9 protein-coding genes are annotated in these 25,909 nt (G+C 73.4%); all 9 read left to right on the top strand.

All coding sequences use genetic code 11. The features are described 5' to 3' along the window. The first annotated feature begins 122 nt into the window (after window positions 1–122). The 9 genes from V5P93_RS05925 (at window position 123) to V5P93_RS05965 (ending at window position 25,887) form a co-directional block, all read left to right on the top strand. Window positions 123–12,305, top strand: a complete 12,183-nt coding sequence (locus V5P93_RS05925) for a non-ribosomal peptide synthetase (protein WP_104478729.1) — start codon at window positions 123–125, stop codon at window positions 12,303–12,305. Window positions 12,306–12,325: 20 nt separating this feature from the next. Beyond that, window positions 12,326–17,917 carry a non-ribosomal peptide synthetase gene (locus tag V5P93_RS05930; RefSeq protein WP_104478730.1) on the top strand — a complete coding sequence of 1,864 codons (5,592 nt, stop codon included), beginning with the start codon at window positions 12,326–12,328 and terminating at the stop codon, window positions 17,915–17,917. Further along, window positions 17,914–18,132, top strand: coding sequence for an MbtH family protein (locus V5P93_RS05935; RefSeq protein WP_104478382.1), 219 nt, complete (start codon window positions 17,914–17,916; stop codon window positions 18,130–18,132). Before V5P93_RS05930 ends, V5P93_RS05935 begins: the two co-directional genes overlap by 4 nt. Window positions 18,133–18,290: 158 nt before the next feature. Further along, entirely contained in the window at window positions 18,291–19,436 is a 1,146-nt protein-coding gene (locus V5P93_RS05940) for a cytochrome P450 (RefSeq protein ID WP_104478731.1), read from the top strand. 28 nt (window positions 19,437–19,464) lie between these two features. Next, entirely contained in the window at window positions 19,465–20,661 is a 1,197-nt protein-coding gene (locus V5P93_RS05945; protein WP_104478383.1) for a cytochrome P450, read from the top strand. A gap of 37 nt (window positions 20,662–20,698) precedes the next feature. After that, window positions 20,699–21,736: a 3-deoxy-7-phosphoheptulonate synthase gene (aroF, locus tag V5P93_RS05950; protein ID WP_104478384.1), complete on the top strand. Its 1,038-nt coding sequence runs from the start codon at window positions 20,699–20,701 to the stop codon at window positions 21,734–21,736. Window positions 21,737–21,868: 132 nt separating this feature from the next. Continuing rightward, window positions 21,869–23,089: a cytochrome P450 gene (locus V5P93_RS05955; protein ID WP_104478385.1), complete on the top strand. Its 1,221-nt coding sequence runs from the start codon at window positions 21,869–21,871 to the stop codon at window positions 23,087–23,089. A gap of 100 nt (window positions 23,090–23,189) precedes the next feature. Next, a complete protein-coding gene (locus V5P93_RS05960) occupies window positions 23,190–24,662 on the top strand; it encodes a tryptophan halogenase family protein (protein WP_104478386.1) in 1,473 nt (490 codons plus the stop codon). A 43-nt stretch (window positions 24,663–24,705) separates the two neighbouring features. Beyond that, window positions 24,706–25,887 carry a glycosyltransferase gene (locus tag V5P93_RS05965; RefSeq protein WP_104478387.1) on the top strand — a complete coding sequence of 394 codons (1,182 nt, stop codon included), beginning with the start codon at window positions 24,706–24,708 and terminating at the stop codon, window positions 25,885–25,887. Window positions 25,888–25,909: the final 22 nt, after the last annotated feature.

The following is a 25,909-nucleotide window of genomic DNA, read 5'->3' on the forward strand; positions in this document are numbered from 1 at the left end:
CTTCGGCCCGTTCGGCCCGCCACAGCGGACGCGCTCGACGGGCTCGACGGGATCGAGATCGAGGGATTCGAGGCCGGGTCCGCTGGTGGACTCCTGGCCCTTCGCTGATCAGGGAGATGTTGATGGCTCAGTCGCGGATCGAGGACATCTGGCCGCTGTCGCCGTTGCAGGCCGGGTTGCTCTTCCACGCGGTCTACGACGGCGAGGGCCACGATGTCTACATCGGACACTGGATCCTGGACCTGGACGGTCCGGTGGACACGGGGCGGCTGCGCGCGTCGTGGGCGGCGCTGCTGGACCGGCACGCCCCGCTGCGCGCCTGCTTCCGGCAGCGCAAGTCCGGTGAGACGGTGCAGATCATCGCCCGGCGCGTCGAGCTGCCGTGGCGCGAGGTCGACCTCGCCCACCTCGACGACCCCGCGCCCGCCGTGCGCGAGCTGGCCGAGGCGGACCGCACCACGAGGTTCGACCTGGCCACCGCGCCGCTGCTGCGGCTGACCCTGGTCCGCCTCGCCGACGACCGCCACCGCCTGGTCCTGACCTGCCACCACACCGTCGTCGACGGCTGGTCGCTGCCGGTCATGATCGACGAGCTGGCGAAGCTCTATGCCGCGGGCGGCGACCCGGCGGTCCTCCCCGCGGTGACCTCGTACCGCGACTACCTCACGTGGCTCGGCGCGCAGGACAAGGAAAAGGCCTTGTCCGCCTGGGAAACCGAGCTGCGCGGCGTCGACGAGCCGACCCTCGTGGCGCCCGCCGACCCGGGCCGGGCGCCCGGCGTCCCGGAGAGCGTCGAGGTCGACCTGCCCGCGGACCTCACGCGGTCGCTCGGCGAACTGGCCCGCGGCAACGGGTTGACCCTGAACACGGTCGTGCAGGGCGCGTGGGCGCTGGTGCTGGCGCAGCTGGCCGGGCGCGCCGACGTGGTGTTCGGCGCGGCGGTGTCGGCGCGCCCGCCGGACCTGCCCGGCGTGGAGGGGATGGTGGGGCTGTTCCTCAACACCGTGCCCGTGCGCGTGCGGCTGCGCGGTTCGACACCGGTCGTCGACCTGCTGGCGGAGTTGCAGGAGCGGCAGTCGGCGCTGATCCCCGACCAGTTCGTGGGGCTGTCCGACATCCAGCAGGCGGCGGGCCCCGGCGCGGTCTTCGACACGCTGATCGTCTTCGAGGGCTTCCACCACGCGCCCGCCGAGTCCGCCGACACCTTCGGCATCCGGGTCAACCAGGGCCGGATCGCCGCCCACTACCCGTTGACGCTGGTCGCCGTCCCCGGCGAATCGATGCTCATCAAGCTGGACTACCTGACGGAGCTGTTCGACCAGGCCGCCGCGCTCGCCATCGTCGAGCGGTTCACCGGTGTGCTGCGCGCGTTGACGGCCACGGGCGACGCCACGGTGGCCGACATCGAGGTGACGACGGCCGCCGAGCGCGGGCTGGTGCTCGACGAGTGGGGTGCGTCGTCCACCGCGGCCCCGGCCGTGCCCGCGCTGGAGCTGTTCGGCCGCCAGGTCGCGAACCGCCGCGACGAGGTCGCGGTCGTCGACGGCGACCAGGCGCTGACCTACGGGGAACTGGCCGAGTACGCCGAGCGGCTCGCGGGGTGGCTGAGCGGTCGCGGCGTCCGGCCCGGTGACCGGGTGGCCGTGGTGATGGACCGGTCGCCCGACCTGATCGCGACGCTGCTCGCGGTGTGGCAGGCGGGTGCGGCGTTCGTGCCGGTGGACCCCGCGTACCCCGTGGAGCGCGTGAAGTTCATGCTCGCGGACGCCGAACCCGCCGCGGTGGTGTGCGTGAAGGCGTACCGGGACACCGTGCTGGACGGCGGCCTCGACCCGGTCGTCCTCGACGACCCCGAGACGCGGCAGGCGGTGGCGCGGTGCGCGCGCCTGTCGGTCGGTGCGAGCGCCGATGCCTTGGCGTACGTGATGTACACGTCCGGGTCGACGGGCACGCCGAAGGGCGTCGCGGTGTCGCACGCGGCTGTCTCGGCGCTGGTCGGGGAACCGGGTTGGCGGGTGCGGTCCGACGACGCGGTACTGGTGCACGCCTCGCACGCGTTCGACATCTCCCTGTTCGAGATCTGGGTGCCGCTGCTGTCCGGTGCCCGGCTGGTGCTGGCCGGTTCGGGTGCGGTCGACGGCGCGGCGCTGGCCGGGTACGTGGCGCGCGGCGTCACGGCCGCGCACCTGACCGCCGGTGCTTTCCGGGTGCTGGCCGAGGAGTCGCCGGAGTCGGTCGCCGGTCTGCGCGAGGTGCTGACCGGTGGTGACGCGGTGCCGCTGTCGGCGGTGGAGCGGGTCCGGCTGGCCTGCCCCGGCGTGCGGGTGCGGCACCTCTACGGGCCGACGGAAGCCACGCTGTGCGCGACGTGGTGGCTGCTCGAACCCGGTGACGAGACGGGGTCCGTGCTGCCGATCGGACGGCCGTTGGCGGGTCGGCGCGCCTATGTCCTCGACGCGTTCCTGCGTCCTGTGCCCGCGGGGGTCGCGGGTGAGCTGTACGTGGCCGGAGCCGGTGTGGCGCGGGGATATCTGGGCCGCCCGGTGCTGACGGCCGAGCGGTTCGTCGCCGACCCGTTCGCCCCCGGTGCGCGGATGTACCGGACCGGCGACCTGGCGTACTGGACCGACCAGGGCACCCTGGCGTTCGCCGGTCGGGCCGACGACCAGGTGAAGATCCGCGGCTACCGGGTGGAGCCCGGCGAGGTGGAGGTGGCCCTCGACCGCCTGCCGGGTGTCGGTCAGGCCGTGGTGGTGGCGCGGGCCGAGCAGCTGATCGGCTACGTGGTGGCCGAGGCCGGTCGCGTCGTCGACCCGGCCGGGCTGCGCGAACAGCTCGCCGAGACGCTGCCCGAGTTCATGGTCCCGGCCGCGGTGCTCGTGCTGGACGAGTTGCCGTTGACGGTCAACGGGAAGGTGGACCGGCAGGCGCTGCCCGAACCCGACTTCGCCTCGAAGGCCGTCGGCCGGGAGCCCGCCACCGAGGCGGAGAAGGTCCTGTGTGGAGTGTTCGCCGAGGTGCTCGGGCTGGACCGGGTCGGGGTCGAGGACAGCTTCTTCGAGTTGGGTGGCGACTCGATCTCGTCGATGCAGGTGGCCGCTCGCGCGCGTCGTGACGGCATCTCGCTGACCCCGCGTCAGGTGTTCGAACTCCGGACCCCGGAGCGCTTGGCGGTGCTGGCCCAGGAGGACCGCGCGACCCAGGACTCCACAGTGGACTCCGGGGTCGGGGAGATCCCGTGGCCGCCGGTGATGCGCGCCATCGGGGACGACGCCGTGCGCCCCGGTTTCGTGCAGGCGCGAGTCGTCGTCACCCCGGCGGGCTTCGACCCCGACGCGCTGGTCACCGCCCTGCGGGCCGTGATGGACGCGCACGACCTGCTGCGGGCGCGGGTGGAGTCCGACGGGCGGCTGGTCGTGGCCGCGCGGGGTACGGTCGACGCGGCGAGCCTGGTCACCCGGGTCAAGGCCGCGGACGGCGACCTCGACGAGTTCGCCCACCGGCAGGTCGGCGCGGTCGCAGGCACGGTGGACCCGGCAGCGGGAACCGTCGTCCGGGCCGTGTGGGTCGACGCGGGGGACACGGGCCGGTTGGTGCTGGTCGCGCACCACCTGGCGGTCGACGCGGTCTCGTGGGGGATCCTGCTGCCCGACCTGCGCGCGGCCTACGACCAGGTGGTCTCCGGCGGCACCCCCGACCTCGACCCAGCGACGACGCCGTACCGGCAGTGGGCGCGGCGGCTGGCCGATCAGGCGTCGAGCGCGGGCACGGTGGCCGAGATCGACCACTGGGCTGCCACCCTCGACGGCGCCGACACCGAACTGGCGCAGCCCACCGGCCAGTCCCACTCGTGGTCGCGGACCGTGTCCGGCGTCGAGGCGTGGAACCTCGTCGGTCACCTGCCGAGCGCCTTCCACTGCGGTGTCCAGGAAGTCCTGCTCGCCGGGCTCGCGGGCGCGGTGGCGCGGTGGCGCGACGCGCCGGCCGGGGTGTTGGTCGACGTGGAAGGCCACGGCAGGCACGCCGTCGACGGTGAGGATCTGCTGCGCACCGTGGGCTGGTTCACCAGCGTGCACCCGGTCCGCCTCGACGTCACCGGTATCGACCTGGCGGGCGCGGCGGTGGGGACGGCAGCGGCCGGAGAGCTGCTGAAGTCCGTCAAGGAGCGGGTCCGCGCCGTCCCCGGTGACGGTCTCGGCTACGGGCTCCTGCGGCACCTCAACCCCGACACCGCGGGCAGGCTCGCCGACCTGCCGTCCGCGTGGATCGGGTTCAACTACCTAGGCCGGGCGGCCACCGCCACCGCGGACACCGCGTGGCAGCTCAGCGAAGGACCGCTCGGCGCGGGCTCGGACGTGGTCTTGGCGCACTCGCTGGAGATCGGCGCGGACGTCCGGGACACGCCGGACGGGCCCCGGCTGCGGCTCACCATCGACAGCCGGGGCCTCGACCCCGCCGAGGTGGAACGGCTCGGCGCGGCCTGGCTGGAGCTGCTGACCGGCCTCGCCGCGCACGCCGAGGACCCCGCCGCGGGCGGCCACACGCCATCCGACTTCGACCTCGTCGAGGTGACGTCGCGGGACCTGGCCGAGCTTTCGGTCGCCGTCCCCGCGTTGGCGGACATCTGGTCGCTGTCCCCGTTGCAGGCGGGCATGCTCTTCGAGCGGGCCGTCGCCGAGGACGGCGTCGACGTCTACCAGAGCCAGCGGATCCTCGACCTCGACGGGCCGCTCGACGCGGCACGGCTGCGCGCGGCCTGGAACCAGGTCCTCGCCCGGCACGAGTCGCTGCGGGCGTCCTTCCACCAGCTGGGCTCCGGCGAGGCGGTCCAGGTGGTCGCGGCCGACGTCGACGTCCCCTGGCGCGAGGCGGATGTGTCCGGTCTCGCCACGGTGGCTGCGGAAGCGGAGGTCAACCGGCTGCTCGCGACCGACCGGGCGGAGCGGTTCGACGTGACCGCGGCGCCCCTGCTGCGGCTGCTGCTGATCCGCGTCGCCGCGAACCGGCACCGGCTCGTGCTGACCTCCCACCACATCCTCCTCGACGGCTGGTCGACCCCGCTCGTGCTGGGCGAGGTGTCGACCGCCTACGCCGGTACGCGCATCCCGTCGACGGCACCGTCCTACCGGGACTACCTGACCTGGCTCCGCCGCCGAGACCAGGACGCGACCCGGTCGGCGTGGCGGGCCGCACTCGAGGGTTCTGACGAGCCGACCGTGGTCGACGTCGACGCGGACAAGTCGGCGGTGATGCCCGACAACCACGCCGAATCGTTGTCCGAGGACGCGACCCGGGCCCTCACCGACTTCGCCCGCGGCCACGGCCTCACGCTGAGCACCGTCGTGCACGGCGCCTGGGCGCTCGTGCTGGCGCGGCTGGCGGGCCGCACCGACGTGGTCTTCGGGACCGTGGTGTCGGGGCGGCCCGCGGACGTGCCGGACGTCGAGCGGACGGTCGGCATGTTCATCAACACCGTCCCGGTCCGGGTGCGGCTCGACGCGGGCACGCCGGTGCTGGACCTGCTCCACGACCTGCAACGCGGCCAGGTGGCGTTGACCGAGCACCAGTACCAGGGGTTGCCCGAGATCCAGAAGGCGGCGGGCCCCGGCGCGGTCTTCGACACCATCGTCATGATCGAGAACTACCCGCACACCGCCGCCGGGCTCGGCGACGGCGGCCCCGCGATCAGCGCGGTCGTCACCCGCACCGGCACCAGCTACCCGCTGACCATGAACGTCAGCCCCGGCGAGCGGCTGCGGGTCAACGTGGCCTACCGGCCCGACCGGATCACCCCGGGCACGGCGGCCGAGGTCGCCCGGCAGGTCGTGCGGGTCATCGAGCGGGTGGTGGCCGAACCCGGACTGCCCGTCGGCCGCCTCGGCGTGACCAGCGACGCGACACGCGCTTCGGTGGTGAAGCACTGGAACGCGACCGGGCGCGCCAACCGCGGTCCGTCCGTGCTGGAGCTGTTCCGGCGCCAGGTCGGCGCGTCCCCGGACGCCGTGGCTGTCGTGGACGGGAACCGCACCCTGACCTACACCGACCTGGACCGGGAAGCGGACCGGCTCGCCGGGCACCTGGCGGCCGTGGGCGTGCGGCGGGGAGACCGCGTCGGCGTGGTGCTGGAACGCGGCGCGGACCTGTTCGTCGCGCTGCTCGCGGTCTGGAAGGCCGGGGCCGCGCAGGTTCCGGTGAACGTGGACTACCCGGCGGAGCGGATCGCGCGGATGCTGGCCGACGCGCGCGCCTCGGTGGCGGTCTGCGTGACCGCGACCCGCGACGCGGTGCCGGACGGTGTCGAGCCGGTCGTCGCCGACGGCCCGGCGATCGACGGCGTTGCGCCTGTGGTCGCGGTCGGGGCGCACGACGTGGCCTACGTGATGTACACGTCCGGATCGACCGGTGTGCCCAAGGGCGTCGCGGTGCCGCACGGCAGCGTGGCGGCCTTGGCGGGCGACCCGGGGTGGTCGCAGGGCCCCGACGACCACGTGCTGCTGCACGCCTCGCACGCGTTCGACGCGTCGCTGGTCGAGATCTGGGTGCCGCTGGTCAACGGCGCCCGCGTGGTGGTCGCCGAACCGGGCGCGGTCGACGCGCAGCGGCTGCGCGCGGCCGTCGCGAACGGCGTGACCACCGTCCACCTGACGGCCGGGACCTTCCGCGTGGTGGCCGAGGAGTCGCCCGAGTCCTTCCGGGGGCTGCGGGAGATCCTGACCGGCGGCGACGCGGTCCCGCTGGCCTCCGTCGAACGGCTCCGCCGCGCGTGCCCGGACGTCCGCGTGCGCCAGCTCTACGGCCCCACCGAGATCACCCTCTGCGCCACCTGGCTCGTCATCGAGCCGGGCGTCGAAACGGGTGCCACCCTGCCGATCGGCAAGCCGCTGGCGGGCCGCCAGGCGTTCGTGCTCGACGCGTTCCTCCAGCCGGTGGCGCCGAACGTGACCGGCGAGCTGTACTTGGCGGGCGCGGGCCTGGCGCACGGCTACCTGGGCGCGGTCGCGGCGACCTCCGAGCGGTTTGTCGCCAACCCGTTCGCCGTAGGTGAGCGGATGTACCGCACCGGTGACCTGGCGCGTTGGACGGACCAGGGCGAGCTGCTGTTCGCCGGGCGGGCCGACTCCCAGGTGAAGATCCGGGGCTACCGCGTCGAACCCGGCGAGATCGAGGCCGCGCTGGTCGCCGTTCCCGATGTCGCGCAAGCGGTTGTCGTGGCGCGGGAAGGCCGGCCCGGCGAGAAGCGCCTGATCGCGTACGTGACCGCGGAAGCGGGGCAGGCGCTGGATTCCGAGGCCGTTCGCACGCACCTCGCGGCGCGGCTGCCGGAGTTCATGGTGCCCGCCGTGGTGCTCGTGCTGGACACCTTCCCGTTGACGCTCAACGGGAAGATCGACCGCGCGGCCCTGCCCGCCCCCGACTTCACCGGCAGGCCAACGGGCCGCGAACCGCGCACCGAGGCCGAACGGGTGCTGTGCGACCTGTTCGCCGAGATCCTCGGGCTGGACCGGGTCGGCCCCGACGACGGGTTCTTCGAGCTGGGCGGCGACTCGATCCTCTCGATGCGGCTGGCGGCCCGCGCGCGCCGCGAGGACTTCGTCTTCGGTGCCAAGCAGGTCTTCGAGCAGAAGACACCGGCCGGGATCGCGGCCGTCGCCGAACGCGGCGGGCCGACGCGGGCCGACTCCGCCGACGGCGTCGGCGAGGTCCCGTGGACGCCGGTTGTGCGGGCACTGCTGGAGAACGACCCCGGCGCGATGAGCCAGGGCACCCTTTCGCAGTGGGTGACCGTGGGCGCCCCCGCCGACCTGTCGGTGGCGGCGCTGATCGCCGGGTTCCGCGCGGTGATCGACGCGCACGACATGGTGCGCAGCCGAGTCGAGACCGACGGCGAAGGGCCCCGGCTGGTCGTGGCCGAGCGCGGGGCGGTAGACGCGGCGAGGCTGGTCGACCGCGTCGAGGCCGGTTCCGGCGACCTCGACGAGATCGCGGACCGCTGCGCGCACGACGCGGCCAGGCGATTGGACCCGACCGCGGGCGTGATGATCCGTGCGGTCTGGGTCGACGCGGGACCCGGCCGCCTCGGGCGGCTCGTGGTCGCGGCGCACCACCTGCTCGTCGACGTCGTGTCGTGGCGGATCCTGCTGCCGGACCTGCGAGTGGCGTACGAGGCCGTCGCCGCGGGCAGGCAACCGGCGCTCGACCCGGTCGGCGTCTCGTTCCGGCGCTGGGCCCGGACACTGGCCGACCAGGCGACGATCCGGACCGGCGAACTGGAGATGTGGACCGGGATCCTCGACGACCCGGGATCGCGGCTGGGCGAGCTGGACCCCAAGCGCGACAACGTGTCCACGGCCGGACGCAAGTCCTGGACCCTGCCCCGCGACAAGGCGGGCGCACTCGTGGAGAAGGCCACCGCGGCCTTCCACTGCGGTGTCCACGAAGTGCTCCTGGCGACCCTCGCGGGCGCGGTGGCCCACTGGCGCGGCGGATCCGCTGTGGTGGTGGACGTCGAAGGCCACGGCCGCCAGTCCATCGACGAACTGGACCTGTCCCGCACCGTCGGCTGGTTCACCGACATCCACCCGCTCCGGCTGGACGTGACCGGGGTCGACACGGCCGCCGTGATCGCGGGCGGCAACGCGGCCGGCCAACTCCTGATGCGCGTCAAGGAGAACGTGCGCGCGCTGCCCGACGGCGGCCTCGGCTACGGGATGCTGCGGCACCTCAACGACGACACGCGGCAGATCCTCGCGGCACTGCCCAAGGCGGAGATCGGGTTCAACTACCTCGGTCGCTTCCCGTCCCGTCCCGAGGGCGAGGCGCGGCCTTGGGAGCTGATCGGCACCATCGGCGGCGCGGCGGAGCCGGACACGGCCCTGCGGCACGTCGTGGAGATCGACGTCGCCGTGCTCGACGGCGCCGACGGACCCGAGATCAGCCTGACCGCGACCTGGGCGCGCCGGATCCTCGCCGACGCCGACGCGGACGCGCTCGGCACCGCGTGGCTGGCCGTGCTGGCCGGTCTCGCCGCGCACGTCGACGCCGAAGGCGCGGGCGGGCACACGCCGTCGGACTTCCCGCTCATCCCGCTGACCCAGCTGGACGTGGCGGAGGTCGAGGCCGCCGTGCCGAGCCTGCTCGACATCTGGCCGCTCTCGCCGCTGCAGGAGGGCCTGCTCTTCCACGCCGCCGACGAGCGCGGCCCGGACGTCTACGCGGGCATGCGGAAGTTCGCCCTGGACGGTCCGCTGGACGTGGCCCGCTTCCGCGCGTCTTGGCAGGTCCTGCTCGACCGGCACCCCGCCCTGCGGGCCAGCTTCCACCAGCTCGGGTCCGGTGCCGCCGCGCAGGTGATCGCCCGCGAGGTGACGCTGGACTGGTGGGAGACCGACCTGTCCCACCTGCCGGAGGCTGAGGCGCTGGCCGCGTTCGACGACCTCGCGACCCGGGTGCACGCCGAGCGGTTCGACCTGACCTCGGCGCCGCAGCTGCGCCTGCACCTGGTGCGCATCGGCGACCGCAGCCACCGGCTCGTCCTGACCTCGCACCACATCGTGGCCGACGGCTGGTCGCTGCCGCTGATCATCGTCGACGTGCTCACCGCGTACGAGGCGGGCGGTGACGGCGGGTCGTTGCCCGCCGTGACGTCCTACCGCGACTACCTCGCCTGGATCGCCCGCCAGGACAAGGCGGCGGCCCGGGAGGCGTGGCGCACCGAACTCGCCGGTCTCGACGAGGCGACGCACGTCGTGCCGCCGGAGTCGATCATCACGCCGCTGGATCCGGAGCGGGTCGCCTTCGAGCTCGACGACGAGCTGAGCGGGCGGCTGGTGGAGTTCACCCGTCGCCACGGCGTCACGGCGAACACGCTGTTCCAAGGGGTCTGGGCGCTGTTCCTGGCCCAGCTCACCGGTCGCCGGGACGTGGTCTTCGGCGCCGCGGTGGCCGGGCGCCCGCCCGAGATCCCCGGTGTCGAGTCCGCGGTCGGCCTGTTCATGAACATGCTGCCCGTCCGGGCCCGGCTGACCGGTGCCGAGCCGGTCGTCGAGATGCTCAGGGACCTGCAGGAGCGGCAGGTCGCGCTGATCCCGCACCAGCACATCGGCCTCGCGGAGCTGAACCAGCACGCGGGTCCCGGCGCGGCGTTCGACACGATCGTCGTGTTCGAGAACTACCCGCCCCCGCCGCCGAGGTCCGACGGCCCCGACGCGCTCGTCATGCGCCCCGCCGGGATCCCGAACGACACGGGGCACTACCCGCTGTCCATCCGCGGGTCCGTGGCCGGTCGCGTGCACGGCGAGTTCATCTACCGGCCGGACGTGGTCGACCGGTCCGGGGCCGAGGAGATGGTCGCGGCCATCCTGCGCGCACTGGAACAGGTGGTCGCCGAGCCGCGGACACCGATCGGGCGGATCGCGCTGATCGGCCCGGCGCAGCGCCGCCTGGTCGTGGACGAGTGGAGCGGTACCGCGGTGCCGTTGGCGGCCGAAGCGCTGCCGGTGCTGTTCCGCAAGCAGGTCGAGCAGTCGCCGGACGCGGTGGCGGTGCAGGACGCGGCGCGGAGCCTGTCCTACGGCGAGGTGCTCGACGAGGTCGAGTCGTTGGCCCGGCTGCTCGTCGGGCTGGGTGTGCGGCGCGAGACCCGCGTGGGTGTGCTCGTGGAGCGCTCGGCCGAGCTGGCGGTGACCCTGATGGGGGTGCTGTTCGCGGGCGGGGCGTTCGTGCCGGTGGACCCGGAGTACCCCACCGAGCGGATCGAGCTGATGCTGGCGAGTTCCGTGCCTGAGGTGCTGGTCTGCACGACCGCGACCCGCGCCGTGGTGCCCGCCGACTTCGCGGGCACGGTCCTGGTGCTCGACGAGCTGCCCGCCGCCGACCCGTCGGTCGACTTGCCGCCGGTGGCGCCGGAGGACGCGGCGTACGTGATCTACACGTCCGGGTCGACCGGGGTGCCCAAGGGCGTCCTGGTCACGCATTCCGGGCTCGCCAACCTGGCCTACGCGCACATCGAGCGGATGGCCGTGACGTCGTCGTCGCGGGTCTTGCAGCTGTCCGCGATCGGGTTCGACGCCATCGTCTCCGAGCTGTACATGGCCCTGCTGGCGGGCGGGACCCTGGTGCTGCCCGACGCGGCGAGCATGCCGCCCCGGGTGACGCTGGGCGACACGCTGCGCCGGTGGGGGATCACCCACCTCACGGTGTCGCCGAGCATCCTGGCGGTCGAGGACGACCTGCCGGACACCCTGCGGACCGTGCTGACCGGCGGCGAGGTGCTGCCGCCCGCGCTGGTGGACCGCTGGTCGCCGGGCCGCCGGATGATCAACGCGTACGGGCCGACCGAGACCACGATCTGCTCGACGATGAGCGCCCCGCTGTCCCCGGGGCACGAGGTGGTCCCACTTGGTGGCCCGATCCACAACGTGCGGCACTACGTGCTCGACGCGTTCCTGCAGCCGGTGGCGCCGGGGGTGGCGGGCGAGCTGTACATCACCGGTGTCGGTCTCGCCCGCGGCTACCTCGGTCGCCCGGGCCTGACCGCCGAGCGGTTCGTCGCCAACCCGTTCGCCCCCGGGGAGCGGATGTACCGCTCCGGAGACCGGTTCCGCTGGAGCCGGGACGGCCAGCTGGTCTTCGTCGGCCGGGCTGACACGCAGGTCAAGGTGCGTGGGTACCGGGTCGAGCCCGCCGAGGTCGAGGCCGTGCTCGCCGACCACGCCGGGGTTTCCCAGGTGGCCGTCGCCGTGCGCCGGGACGGGCCGGGGGAGAAGCAACTGGTGGCCTACGTCGTCCCGACGGCCGAGGCGGCGGTCGCGGCGGTCGCGCTGATGACCACCCTGCGCGCACTGGCGGCCGAGCGCCTGCCGGAGTACATGATGCCCGCGGCGTTCGTACCGCTGGACCGGATGCCCTTGACCCCCAACGGAAAGCTCGACAGCCGGGCGTTGCAGGCGCCGGACTTCGCGGGCCTTTCGTCCAAACGGGACCCGCGCACGGCCATGGAGGCGCGGCTGTGCGAGCTGTTCGCGGAGGTGCTCGGCCTCGACCGGGTGGGTGCCGAGGACAGCTTCTTCGAACTCGGCGGCGACTCGATCACCTCGATGCAGCTGTCCGCCCGCGCCCGCCGGAAGGGCCTGGAGCTGTCCCCGTGGCAGGTGTTCGACGAGCGGACCCCGGAGCGGCTGGCGCTGCTCGTCACGGAACTGGCGGCCGACGGCGCCGCGGCGGCGCCGCAGCCCGAGGTGGGCATGCTCGTCGACCTCTCCGCCGACCAGATGGACCAACTAGAGGCCGGGCTGGCCGGCGAATGACCCGCCAGGAGGAGCAGATCGTGACCGTTGACGACACCCGCGCGAAGCCGCGCTCCAGCGTGGAGGACGTCTGGCCGCTCTCGCCGTTGCAGGAGGGCATGCTCTACCACTCCGCCCTCGACACGGACGGCCTCGACACCTACACCGTGCAGACCGTCTACGGCATCGACGGCCCGCTCGACGCCGCGCGGCTGCGGGCGTCGTGGCAGGCGCTCGTGGCGCGGCACGCCGCGCTGCGGGCCTGCTTCCGCTACGTCAGCGGCGCGCGGATGGTGCAGGTCATCGCGCGGGACGCCGAGATCCCCTGGCGCGAAACGGATCTCTCCGGGCTGCCGGAGGACATCGCCGACGGCGAGGTGGACCGGCTGGCGGCCGCGGAGCTGGCCGACCGGCTGCGCATCGACGCGGCGCCGCTGACCAAGCTGCACCTGGTCCGGCTCGCCCCGGACCGGCACCGGCTCGTGCACACCCTGCACCACGTGCTGGTCGACGGCTGGTCGATGCCGATCATCCACCGCGAGCTGGCCGCGATCTACGCGGCGGGCGGCGACGCGTCCGGGCTACCCGACACGGTGTCCTATCGGGACTATCTGGCCTGGCTGGCCAGGCAGGACAAGGAAGCCGCCAAGGCCGCCTGGCGGGCCGAACTGTCCGGTGTGGACACACCGACCACGGTCGCCTCGGTCGACCCGACCCGCGTGCCGGACATCGACACCGCGATCGTCGAGCTGCCCGAGGAGCTGACGGAAGGCCTGGCGCGCCTGGCGCGCGGCCAGGGCCTCACGCTGAACACCGTCGTGCAGGGCGCGTGGGCCGTCGTGCTGGCGCACCTGGCGGGCCGCACGGACGTGGTGTTCGGCGCGACCGCGTCGGGGCGGCCCGCCGAGCTGCCCGGCGTGGAGTCGATGGTCGGCCAGCTGCTCAACACCCTGCCCGTGCGGGTCCGGCTCGACGGCGCGCGGCGGGCCGTCGACCTGTTCGCCGACCTCCAGCGGACCCAATCGGCACTGATGGCCCACCAGCACCTCGGCCTGCAAGAGGTGCAGACCGCCGCCGGTCCCGGGGCGTCGTTCGACACGCTCGTCATCTACGAGAACTTCCCCCGCAAGGGATTGGGGCGGCCCGAGGGCGGTGGCCTGGCGCTGCTCCCGGTGAAGCGGGGTCGCAACTCCTCGCACTACCCGCTCACCCTGATCACCGGTCCCGGCGACCGGATGCCGCTCATCCTCGACTACGACCAGGGCGTGTTCGACCGGACCGCCGCCGAGTCGGTCGTCGGCTCGCTGGCCCGCGTGCTGGCGCGGCTGGTCGCCGAGCCGGACGTGCTCATCGGCCGCCTGACGCTGCTGAGCGAGGCCGAACGCGCCCTGGTGGTGGACGAGTGGAACGCGACCGAGGGCCCGGTGCCCGGGGACTCGGTCGTCGAGCTGTTCGCGCGGCGGGTGGCCGCCGCGCCGGACGCCGTGGCGATCACCGACGCCGCGGGCGCGGACCTGACCTACGCCGAGGTCGACCGGGCGTCGAACCGGCTGGCGACCCACCTCGCCGGTCGCGGCGTCGGCCGCGGTGACCGCGTCGGCGTGGCCATGGAGCGGTCGCCGGACCTGCTGATCACCTTCCTGGCGATCTGGAAGGCGGGCGCCGCCTACGTTCCCGTGGACGTCGAGTACCCGGCCGAGCGGATCGCGTTCATCCTCGCCGACTCCGAGATCTCGCTCGTCGTCTGCACCGGGGCCACCAGCGGGGTCGTGCCGGACGGCGCGATCGTGCTCGACGCGCCGGACACCCGCGCCGCCATCGATGGCAGTGCTGCCACGGTATCCGGGGTCCCGATCGGCGCCGACGACCTGGCGTACGTCATGTACACCTCGGGCTCCACCGGTGTCCCCAAGGGCGTGGCCATCCCGCACGGCGCGGTGGCCGGTCTGGCGGGCGACGCGGGCTGGCAGCTCGGCCCCGACGACGGCGTCCTGATGCACGCGACGCACGTCTTCGACCCCTCGCTCTACGCGATGTGGGTCCCGCTCGTCACCGGCGGCCGGGTCCTGCTGACCGAGCCCGGGATCCTCGACGCGGGCGGGGTGCGCCAAGCCGTCGCGCGGGGCGCGACCGCCGTCCACCTCACCGCCGGGACCTTCCGCGCGCTCGCGGAGACCTCCCCGGAGTGCTTCACGGGTCTGGTCGAGATCGGGACCGGCGGGGACGTCGTGCCCGCGCAGTCCGTGGCGAACCTGCGCCGGGCCCAGCCCGACCTGCGGGTGCGCAACACCTACGGGCCGACCGAGACCACGCTGTGCGCGACGTGGCTGCCGATCGAACCCGGTGACGTGGTCGAGCGGGAGCTGCCGATCGGCCACCCCATGGCCAACCGCATGATCTACATCCTCGACGCGTTCCTGCGCCCGGTCGCGCCGGGTGTGGCGGGTGAGCTGTACATCGCGGGCACCGGACTGGCTCGCGGGTACCTCGCCAAGCCGGGCCTGACGGCCGAGCGGTTCGTGGCGTGCCCGTTCCGCGCCGGTGAGCGCATGTACCGCACCGGCGACCTGGCGCGCTGGACCCGTGACGGCGAGGTGGTGTTCCTCGGCCGCACCGACGAGCAGGTGAAGATCCGCGGCTACCGGGTGGAACTCGGCGAGGTGGAGGCCGCGCTGGCCGCCCAGCCGGGCGTGGTCGAGGCCGTCGTCCTGGCGCGCGAGGACCAGCCGGGGGAGAAGCGCCTGGTGGGCTACGTCGTCTCCGACGGCGGCGACGCCGGGCCGGAGGAGATCCGGCGGCAGCTGGGGTTGGCCCTGCCCGAGTACATGGTGCCGATCGCGGTCGTCCTGCTGGCGGGCCTGCCGGTCACCCCCAACGGCAAGGTCGACCGACGGGCCCTGCCCGCCCCGGACCTCGCCGGGCGCGCGTCGGACAAGTCGCCGGAGAGCGAGGCCGAGAAGGTGCTCTGCGCGCTCTTCGCCGAGATCCTCGGCGTCGAGCGGGTCGGGGTCGACGACGCCTTCCACGACCTGGGCGGGAGTTCGGCGCTGGCCATGCGGCTCATCGCCCGGATCCGCGAGGAGTTGGGTGCTGACCTGCCGGTCCGGCAGCTGTTCTCCTCGCCGACCCCGGCCGGTGTCGCCCGGGCGCTCGCCGCGAAGTCGCGGCCCGCGCTGGAGGCCGCCGAGCGGCCCGAGCGGGTGCCGCCGACGGCCCGGCAGTTCCGCGCCTGGCTGCTGGCCCAGCCCGGCGAGGAGACCGCGGGCCACCACATCGTGGTCGCGCTGCGCCTGCGCGGCAGACTGGACGTGCCCGCGCTGGCGGCGGCGCTCGGCGATGTCGCGGCTCGGCACGAGATCTTCCGGACGAGCTTCCCGGGCCACGGGCAGCACGTCCACCAGCACGTCCACGACACCCTGACCGTCGACCTGACCGCGACCCCGGTCACCGAGGACGACCTAGCGGGCGCGCTCGCCGAACGGCGCGACCAGGTCTTCGACCTCACCCGGGACGTGCCGTGGCGGTGCGACCTGTTCGCGCTGTCGGAGAAGGAGCACGTGCTCCAGCTGCGGGTGCACCGGATCCTCGCCGACGACGACTCGGTGGACGTGTTCTTCCGCGACCTGGCCGCCGCCTACGGCGCGCGCCGCGAAGGCCGGGTGCCCCAGCGCGCACCGCTCGCCCTCCAGTTCGCCGACTACGCGATCTGGGAGCGGCGGCTGCTGGCGGACGAGCGCGAACCGGGCAGCCTGATCAACGAGCAGCTGGTCTTCTGGCGGGACGCGCTGGCGGGCGTCGACGGGGAGACCGTGCTCCCGGTCGACCGGCCGCGATCCGCCGTCCCGTCGCGGCGGGCCGGTGCGGTCGCGCTGCGGCTGGGCGCGGAACCGCACGCCCGCTTGCTGGCGGCGGTGGACTCGACGGCCGCGGACACGTACCAGGTGGTGCACGCCGCGCTCGCCGTGCTCTTGGCGGCGCTCGGCGCGGGCCACGACCTGGTGATCGGTACGACGCTGCCGCGCGACGAGGACCTCATCGACCTCGAACCGATGATCGGGCCGTTCGCCCGGCCGCTGCCCCTGCGCACGGACCTCTCGGGTGACCCGACCTTCCTGGAGGTCCTGACGCGGGTGCAGGAGGCGGTCCAGGCCGCGCAGGAGCACCCCGATGTGCCGTTCGAGCGGATCGCGGAGCTGCTGGACCTGCCCGCTTCGCTCTCCCGGCACCCCGTGTTCCAGGTGGGGTTGCGGGTGCTGGAGGAGGACCTGGCCGGGTGGGGCGCGACGGAACTGCCCGGACTGCGCAGCGACGTCGAATCCGCCGGGCACGAGACCACCGAGCTGGACCTGGCGTTCCGGCTCACCGAGCGCCGCGATGACGACGACAACGAGGACGGCATCGACGGCACCCTGCACTACGCCGCCGACCTGTTCGACCGGGACACCGCCGAGTCCGTGGCCCGACGGCTGGTCCGGGTGCTGGAGCAGGTGGCGGCGGACCCCACGCGGCGGATCGGCGAACTCGACGTCTTCCTCGACGACACCGAGCGCGCGCGTCCCCCCATCGCCCCGGCGCGGTGGTCCGGCGCCGCGCCCGCGGCGGTCACCGACCTGGTCGGCGACGGCCCGCTCGGCGCGCTCCTGCTCGACGACCGGCTGCGGCCCGTCGTCCCCGGGGGCGTCGGCACCCTCTACGTCACCGGCGAGGCCGTGGACGCGGGCGACCTGCCGACCGTTCCGTGTCCATTCGGGACTCCCGGGCACCAGATGCTGAACACGGGCCTGTTGGCGCGCAAGACTTCCGCCAAGAAACTGGTCGTCGTGGGCGAGCGGCGGCGGTCGAGTGCGTCGGTGAAGACCGGGGACTACGAGATCCTGCTGCCGTTGCAGGCGGGTGGCGGTCGTCCGCCGCTGTTCTGCGTCCACGCGAGCGGTGGCCTGAGCTGGAATTACGCGCCGCTGGTGCGGCACCTCCCGCCGGACCAGCCGGTCTACGGCGTGCAGGCGCGCGGCTTGGCCCGCACGGAACCCTTGCCGGGCAGCGTCGACGAGATGGCGCGCGACTACCTCGCACAGATCCGCGCCGTGCAGCCGAATGGGCCGTACCACCTCCTCGGGTGGTCGCTCGGCGGCCGGATCGCGCAGGCGATGGCCAAGCTGATCGAGGCGGACGGCGAGCAGGTCGGCCTGCTCGCGCTGCTCGACGCCTACCCCGTCTACATGGGACGGAAGGCGACCGGCACGCCGAGCGAGGAGGCCGCGCGCGAGGAGGACGCGCTGGAGAAGCGCAACCAGCAGGACCTGGAACTCGCGGGCCAGCTGGTCCAGGGCGCCGGTGCCCGTGCCCGCCTGGAGGCGGTCATGCGCAACCTCTGGGACGTCGGCCCCGGCCACACCGCGGAGCCCTTCGCGGGCGACGTCCTGCTCTTCGTGGCCACTGTGGACCGTCCCGCGCACCTGCCGGTCGAGGTGGCCACGGCTAGCTGGACGGCCTACACCAGCGGGACGATCGAGTCCCACGAGATCGAGACCGACCACTACCAGATGGTGCAACCCGCGGCCATGGCCCAGATCGGGGCCATCGTCGCCGAGAAGCTCCGGTCGCGGCCGGAGAGCGAGAGGACGCAGCGATGACCAACCCCTTCGACAACGAAGACGGCGCCTTTTTCGTGCTGGTCAACGACGAGGGCCAGCACTCCATCTGGCCGACCTTCGCGGAGGTGCCCGCGGGCTGGACCCGCGCGTACGGCGAGGCCACCCGCCAGGAGTGCCTCGCCTACGTCGAGGAGCACTGGACGGACCTGCGGCCCAAGAGCCTGATCCAGGAAACCCAGGAGATCGGCGCCTGATCGCGAGGTGTCCGACTGCTCGACGCGGGCGGTTGGACGAGCCCGTCGCTCGTCCGACCGCCCGCCGACCACCCGGATGACGTGAAAGGACCTGTGCGGTGGCCGACGAGAACGACGTTGTCCGGGACACGTTCGAGGAGATCAACGTGAGCCGGGGCATGGACCTGCACCGGCGGGACCGGTTCGACCCGGTCCCCGAGCTGCGGGCGCTGATGGCCGAGGGGCCGATGAGCGTGCTGGGCGTCGAGGACGCCCCCGAGGGGCGGACCGCGTGGCTCGCCACCGGGTACGACGAGATCCGGCAGGTGCTCGGCTCGGACCGGTTCAGCGCCAAGCTGCTCTACGGCGGGACCGCGGCGGGCCGCACCTGGCCCGGTTTCCTCACCCAGTACGACCCGCCGGAGCACACCCGCCTGCGCCGGATGGTGACGCCGCCGTTCACCGCGCGGCGGATGCAGCGGTTCCGGCCGCGGGTCGAGAAGATCGTCGCCGCGGTGCTCGACGACATCGAGGACACCGGTGGCCCGGTGGACTTCGTCCCGCGCTTCGGCTGGCCCATCGCCACAACGGTGACCTGCGACTTCCTCGGCATCCCCCGGGACGACCAGGTGGGCCTCTCCCGCGCGCTGCACGCGAGCCGGTCAGAGCGGTCCGGCAAGCGGCGCGTGGCGGCGGGCAACAAGTTCTGGACCTACATGGAGCAGATGGTCGCCCGCACCCGCCGCGACCCCGGCGACGACATGTTCGGCGTCGTGGTGCGGGAGTTCGGCGACGACATCACCGACGCGGAGCTCAAGGGCGTGGCCGCGTTCGTCATGGGCGCGGGCGGCGACCAGGTGGCCCGCTACCTCGCGGCGGGCGCGTGGCTGATGGTCGAGCACCCGGACCAGTTCGCGCTGCTGCGCGACGACCCGGACGCCGCCCCGGACTGGTTGGACGAGGTGACCCGGTACCTGACCAGCGACGAGAAGACCACACCGCGCGTCGCGCTGGAGGACGTGCGCATCGGCGGCTGCCCCGTCAAGGCGGGTGACACCGTCACCCCCTCCTTCCTGGCCGCGAACCGCCGCGACTTCCCCGGCCCCGAGGACGGGTTCGACATCACCCGGGTCAAGCCCGCGCACGTCGCGTTCGGGCACGGCGTCCACCACTGCCTCGGCAGGCCGCTGGCCGAGCTGGTGTTCCGGGTGGCGCTCCCGGCGCTGGCGCACCGCTTCCCCGGCTTGCGGCTGGCCGAACCCGACCGCGAGATCCGGCTGGGGCCACCGCCGTTCGACGTCGAAGCCCTCCCGCTCGACTGGTGACCCCCGGACCGGCAGAAAGGACCTCCCGTTGAGCGACGACGACCCGCGCCCCCTGCACATCCGCAGGCAGGACCTCGACCCGGCCGACGAACTGCGCGCCGCGGGCGCGCTGACGAGGGTCACCGTCGGCACCGGCGCGGACGCCGAGACGCACTGGATGGCCACCGGGCACGCGCTGGTCCGGCAGGTGTTCGGCGACCACAAGCGGTTCAGCACCCGGCGCCGCTGGGACCCGCGCGACGAGATCGGCGGGCAGGGCACGTTCCGGCCGCGCGAGCTGGTCGGCAACCTCATGGACTACGACCAGCCCGAGCACACCCGGCTCCGGCAGAAGCTGACCCCCGGGTTCACCGTGCGCAAGCTCAAGCGCCTGGGGCCCGCCATCGAGCAGATCGTCGAGGAGCGCCTCGACGCCATGGCGTCCGCGGGCTCCCCGGCAGACCTGGTCGAGCACGTCGCCGACCAGGTGCCCGGCGCCGTGCTGTGCGAGCTGATCGGCGTGCCCCGGGACGACCGCGCCATGTTCCTCCAGCTGTGCCACGCGCACCTCGACGCCTCGCGCAGCCAGAAGCGGCGGGCCGCGGCCGGGGAGGCGTTCTCGCGGTACCTGCTGGCGATGATCGCCAGGGAGCGCGCGGAGCCCGGCGAGGGGCTGATCGGCGCCGTCATCTCCGAGTACGGCAGCACGGCCACCGACGAGGAGCTGCGGGGCTTCTGCGTGCAGGTGATGCTGGCGGGTGACGACAACATCTCCGGCATGATCGGGCTCGGCGTGCTGGCGCTGCTGCGCGAGCCCGAGCAGGCCGCCGCCTTCCGCGCCGACGACCAGTCGGCGGACCGGGCGGTCGACGAGCTGATCCGGTACCTGACCGTCCCTTACGCGCCGACGCCGCGGACCGCCATGGAGGACGTCGTCCTCGGCGACCAGCTGGTCAAGCAGGGGGAGACCGTCATCCTCGTGCTGCCCACCGCCAACCGCGACCCCGCGCTGGTGCCGGACCCGGACCGGCTCGACGTGACCCGCGAGTCCGTCCCGCACGTCGCGTTCGGGCACGGCATCCACCACTGCCTGGGCGCCGCGCTGGCCCGGCTCGAACTGCGCACGGTCTACACGGCCCTGTGGCGGCGCTTCCCCGCGCTGCGGCTGGCCGATCCCGAGCGGGAACCCCGGTTCCGGCTCACCACCCCGGCCTACGGGCTGACCGAACTGCCGGTCGCCTGGTGAGTCGCCGGGGCACGCACACTTTCCCAGGGAGAAGCGAATGGTCATCGTGATGGCGCCCGGTGCGTCCGACGAGGAAACCGACGCGGTCGTCTCGATCGTGGCGAAGGCGGGCGGGTCGGCGTTCATCAGCCGGGGCGTCAGCCGGACGATCGTCGGGCTGGTCGGCGACATCGACCGGTTCCAAACACTCGGCCTCGACGGCAAACCCGGTGTCGCGGAAGTGCTCCGGGTCTCGGTGCCGTACAAGCTGGTGAGTCGGGAGAACCACCCGACGCGCTCGGTGATCCGCGTGGGCGGGGTGCCCATCGGCCCCGGCACCATGACCTTGATCGCCGGGCCCTGCGCGGTCGAGACCCCTCAGCAGACCCTGGCCGCCGCGCGGATGGCCCAGCGGGCGGGCGCGGCGCTGCTGCGCGGCGGCGCCTACAAGCCGCGCACCTCGCCGTACGCCTTCCAGGGGCTCGGCGAGGACGGGCTGCGCATCCTGGCCGACGTGCGCGAGGCGGTGGGGATGCCCGTGGTGACCGAGGTCGTCGACGCGCACGACGTGCCGCTGGTGAGCCGGTACGCGGACATGCTCCAGGTGGGCACCCGGAACATGCAGAACTTCGCGCTGCTGCAGGCGGTCGGCGGCTGCGGCAAGCCGGTGCTGCTCAAGCGCGGCCTGAACGCCACGATCGAGGAGTGGCTGATGGCCGCCGAGTACGTCGCCCAGCGCGGCAACCTCGACATCGTGCTGTGCGAGCGGGGCATCCGGACGTTCGACACGACCACCCGCAACACCCTCGACATCTCCGCTGTCCCGGTCGCGCAGGGGCTGACCCACCTGCCGGTGATCATCGACCCGTCGCACTCCGGCGGCAGGCGCGAACTCGTGCTGCCGCTGTCGCGCGCGGCGATGGCGGTCGGCGCGGACGGCCTGATCATCGACGTGCACCCCGCCCCGGAGGAGGCGCTCTGCGACGGTCCGCAGGCGCTGGTCGCCGACGACCTCGCCGAACTCGCGCACGCGGTCCGCGCGTTCCCGCCGATGATCGGCCGCCAGCTCGCCGCGGCCGCGAGCCTGGTGGCGTGATCGCGTGCTTCGCCTGTCCGGCAAGGGAACGCGCACCGCGTTGTCCACGGCGCGGTGCTGGACGTCCCGCGTGACCGCGGGTGAGACTGGATCGCCGGAGAGGTCGGGTCGATGAAGGGGCTTCCGCTCGGTATGGATCACGGCAGCAACGCGGTCGCGCCGCTGGTGCGGGAGCCCGCGAACTTCCAGCACCGGACGAACTGCGACCCGCACGCGGACAACGTGGGACTCCGCGCGCACGGCCCGCTGTTCCGGATCGTCGGCGAGGCGTCCGCCCAACTGGGCCGGGACTACGTCTGGCAGGCCTTCGGCTACGACGTCGTGCGGAAGGTGTTGGGAGACCACGAGAACTTCACCACGCGACCCCGGTTCACCCACGGCGACTCGGGTGCGCACGTGGAGACCCAGTTCGTCGGGCAGATCTCGACCTACGACCCGCCCGAGCACACGCGCCTGCGGCGGATGCTGACACCGGAGTTCACGGTCCGGCGGATCCGCGCGATGGAACCCGCGATCCAGCGCCTCATCGAGGACCGGTTGGAGATGATGGAGGCGGCCGGACCGCCCGCGGACCTCCAGGGCCTCTTCGCCGACCCGGTCGGCGCGGGCGTGCTCTGCGAACTGCTCGACATCCCGCGCGACGACCGGGGCGAGTTCGTCCGGCGGATCCGGCGCAACGTCGACCTCGGTCGCGGGCTTAAGGCGCGGGCCGCCGACAGCGCGGCGTTCAACCGGTACCTGAGCGGTCTCATCGCGCGCCAGCGGGCGGAACCCGACGAGGGTTTCCTCGGCGGGCTCGTGCGCGAGCACGGCGACAACGTCACCGACGACGAGCTGAAGGGCCTGTGCACGGCCCTGGTCCTCGGCGGCGTCGAGACCGTCGCGGGGATGATCGGGTTCGGGGTGCTCGCGCTGCTGGGGCAACCGGACCAGATCCCGCTGCTGTTCGAGGGCCCGGAGAAGGCGGACCGCCTGGTCAACGAACTGGTGCGGTACCTGTCGCCCGTGCAGGGGCCGAACCCGCGCCTGGCGCTCAAGGACGTCGTCATCGACGGGCAGCTGATCAAGGCGGGGGACTACGTCCTCTGCTCGGTGCTCATGGCCAACCGCGACCCGGCGCTGACGCCGAACCCCGACGTCGTCGACGCCAACCGCGGCTCGGTCTCGGACGTCGGCTTCGGGCACGGCATCCACTACTGCGTCGGCGCCGCGCTGGCGCGGGCGATGCTGCGCCGGGCGTACCAGACCCTGTGGGAGCGGTTCCCCGGGCTGCGCCTGGCCGTGCCCGTCGAGGAAGTGAAGTACCGCAACGCGTTCGTCGACTGCCCGGACCGGGTCCCGGTCACCTGGTAGTGGACGGACCGGTATTCGGGGAAGCTCCCGTCGGCGCCTGAGCGCGGGCGGTTTGCCGTCGGCCACAACGGATTCGCACTCGATCGAGGAATGGTGGGATATGTCGGTGGAAGAGTTCGACGTGGTGGTGGCCGGTGGCGGGCCGGGCGGCTCGACCGTGGCGGCGCTGGTGGCCATGCAGGGGCACCGGGTGCTGCTGCTGGAGAAGGAGGTCTTCCCCCGGTACCAGATCGGTGAGTCGCTGCTGCCCGCCACGGTGCACGGGGTGTGCCGGATGCTCGGCGTCGCCGACGAGCTGGCCGCCGCCGGGTTCCCGATCAAGCGCGGTGGCACGTTCCGCTGGGGCGCCCGCCCGGAGCCGTGGACGTTCCACTTCGGGCTCTCCGCGAAGATGGCGGGCGCGACGTCCTTCGCCTACCAGGTCGAGCGGGCGCGGTTCGACGAGATCCTGCTGAACAACGCCAAGCGCAAGGGCGTCGAGGTGCGCGAGGGCTGCGCGGTCGCCGCCGTGCTGGAGGAGGGCGACCGGGTCACCGGCCTGCGCTACACCGACCCCGACGGCGTCGAGCGGGAGGTGTCGGCGCGCTTCGTGATCGACGCGTCCGGCAACAAGAGCAGGCTGTACCACAGCGTCGGCGGTACCCGGAACTACTCGGAGTTCTTCCGCAGCCTGGCGCTGTTCGGCTACTTCGAGGGCGGCAAGCGGCTGCCCGCGCCGACCTCGGGCAACATCCTCAGCGTCGCCTTCAAGAGCGGCTGGTTCTGGTACATCCCGCTGAGCGACACGCTGACCAGCGTCGGCGCGGTGGTGCGCCGGGAGGACGCCGAGAAGATCCAGGGCGACCAGGAGAAGGCGCTCACCGCGCTGATCGCCGAGTGCCCGCTGATCTCGGAGTACCTCGCCGACGCCACCCGGGTCACCACCGGCGAGTACGGCGAGCTGCGGGTCCGCAAGGACTACTCCTACCAGCAGACGACCTTCTGGCGGCCGGGCATGGTCCTGGTCGGCGACGCCGCGTGCTTCGTGGACCCCGTGTTCTCCTCCGGGGTGCACCTGGCGACCTACAGCGCGCTGCTGGCCGCCCGGTCGATCAACAGCGTGCTCGCGGGCGACCTGGACGAGAAGACCGCGCTCAACGAGTTCGAGGCCCGGTACCGCCGCGAGTACGGCGTGTTCTACGAGTTCCTCGTGTCCTTCTACCAGATGAACGTCAACGAGGACTCGTACTTCTGGCAGGCCAAGAAGGTCACCAACAACACCAGCACCGAGATCGAGTCCTTTGTGGAGCTGATCGGCGGCGTCTCCTCCGGTGAGACGGCGCTGACCGCCGCCGACCGGATCACCGAGCGCAGCGCGGAGTTCGCCGCGGCCGTCGACCAGATCGCGGGCGGCGAGGACAGCATGGTGCCGATGTTCAAGTCGCAGGTGGTCCAGCAGGCCATGCAGGAGGCGGGCCAGGTGCAGGTGCGGGCGCTGCTCGGCGCGGACGCCGAGCCCGAGGTGCCGCTGTTCCCCGGTGGGCTGGTGACCTCGCCCGACGGGATGAAGTGGCTGCCCTACCACCCGGCCTGACACCGGCGCGTCGGCCGATGACCTACCGAACAGGGGATGCGACATGCGCGTGCTGATCACCGGGTGCGGGTCACGCGGGGACATCGAACCGCTGGTGGCGCTGGCGGTGCGGCTGCGGGAGCTCGGCGCGCAGGTGCGTACGTGCCTGCCGCCGGACTACGCGCAGCGGTGCGCCGAGGTCGGCGTGCCGATGGTGGCGGTCGGCAGGCCGGTGCGCGCGGGCGCGCGCGGTCCGGGTGAGCCGCCGCCCGGGGCGGTCGAGGTGGTGGCCGAGGTCGTCGCCGAGTGGTTCGACGCGGTCCCCGCGGCGGCCGAGGGCTGTGACGTGGTGGTGTCGACCGGGTTGCTGCCCACCGCGGTCGTCGCCCGGTCGGTGGCCGAGAAGCTGGGCGTGCCCTACTTCTACACGATCTTCAGCCCGGACCACCTGCCGTCGGCGCGCAGCCAGGAGCAGCGGGACCTGTACAACGAGGGCGCCGACCGGCACTTCGGCGACCCGGTCAACGCCGGTCGGGCCGCGATCGGGCTGCCGCCGGTGCGCGACCTGTTCGACTACGGCTACACCGACCACCCGCTGCTCGCCACGGACCCGGTCCTGGCCCCACCCGCCGCGGGTCTGGACGCCGTGCAGACCGGCGCGTGGGTGCTGCCCGACCAGCGGTCGCTGCCTGCCGAACTGGAGGCGTTCCTGGCCGCGGGCCCGCCGCCGGTGTATGTGGGGTTCGGCAGCTCGTCCGGATCGGCGGACGCCGCGCGGGCGTCGGTCGACGCGGCCCGCGCCCACGGTCGCCGGGTCGTCCTGTCCCGCGGCTGGGACGAACTGGCCCTGGACGACGACCGGGACGACTGCCTCGCCATCGGCGAGGTCAACCTGCAGGCGCTGTTCGGCCGGGTGGCCGCCGCCGTGCACCACGACAGCGCGGGCACGACGTTCGTGGCCACGCTGGCGGGCGTCCCCCAGGTCGTGCTGCGCCACGTCATCGACAACGACGTGGCGCAGGTCTACTACTCGGACCGGGTGGCGGAACTGGGCGTCGGGGTCGCGCTCGACGGTCCGATCCCGGACCCCGAGGCGCTGTCGGCCGCGTTCGCCACCGCGCTCACCCCGGACACCCGCGACCGGGCCGCCGCCGTGGCGGCCACGATCCGCACCGACGGGACGTCCGTGACCGCGGCGCTGCTGTTCGCCGCGGCGGGCGTGGACCAGCCGCCGGTTCCCGCGTGAACCGCGGACCACGACCCACGGA

The organism is Actinokineospora auranticolor (genome assembly GCF_041897805.1).
Lineage (GTDB): Bacteria > Actinomycetota > Actinomycetes > Mycobacteriales > Pseudonocardiaceae > Actinokineospora > Actinokineospora auranticolor.

Excerpts from the sequence above, each read along its gene's own strand:
- V5P93_RS05925 (WP_104478729.1), top strand. The coding sequence starts at position 123 with ATGGCTCAGTCGCGGATCGAGGACATCTGGCCGCTGTCGCCGTTGCAG.
- V5P93_RS05935 (WP_104478382.1), top strand. The coding sequence starts at position 17,914 with ATGACCAACCCCTTCGACAACGAAGACGGCGCCTTTTTCGTGCTGGTC.
- V5P93_RS05940 (WP_104478731.1), top strand. The coding sequence starts at position 18,291 with ATGGACCTGCACCGGCGGGACCGGTTCGACCCGGTCCCCGAGCTGCGG.
- aroF (WP_104478384.1), top strand. The coding sequence starts at position 20,699 with ATGGTCATCGTGATGGCGCCCGGTGCGTCCGACGAGGAAACCGACGCG.
- V5P93_RS05955 (WP_104478385.1), top strand. The coding sequence starts at position 21,869 with ATGGATCACGGCAGCAACGCGGTCGCGCCGCTGGTGCGGGAGCCCGCG.
- V5P93_RS05960 (WP_104478386.1), top strand. The coding sequence starts at position 23,190 with ATGTCGGTGGAAGAGTTCGACGTGGTGGTGGCCGGTGGCGGGCCGGGC.
- V5P93_RS05965 (WP_104478387.1), top strand. The coding sequence starts at position 24,706 with ATGCGCGTGCTGATCACCGGGTGCGGGTCACGCGGGGACATCGAACCG.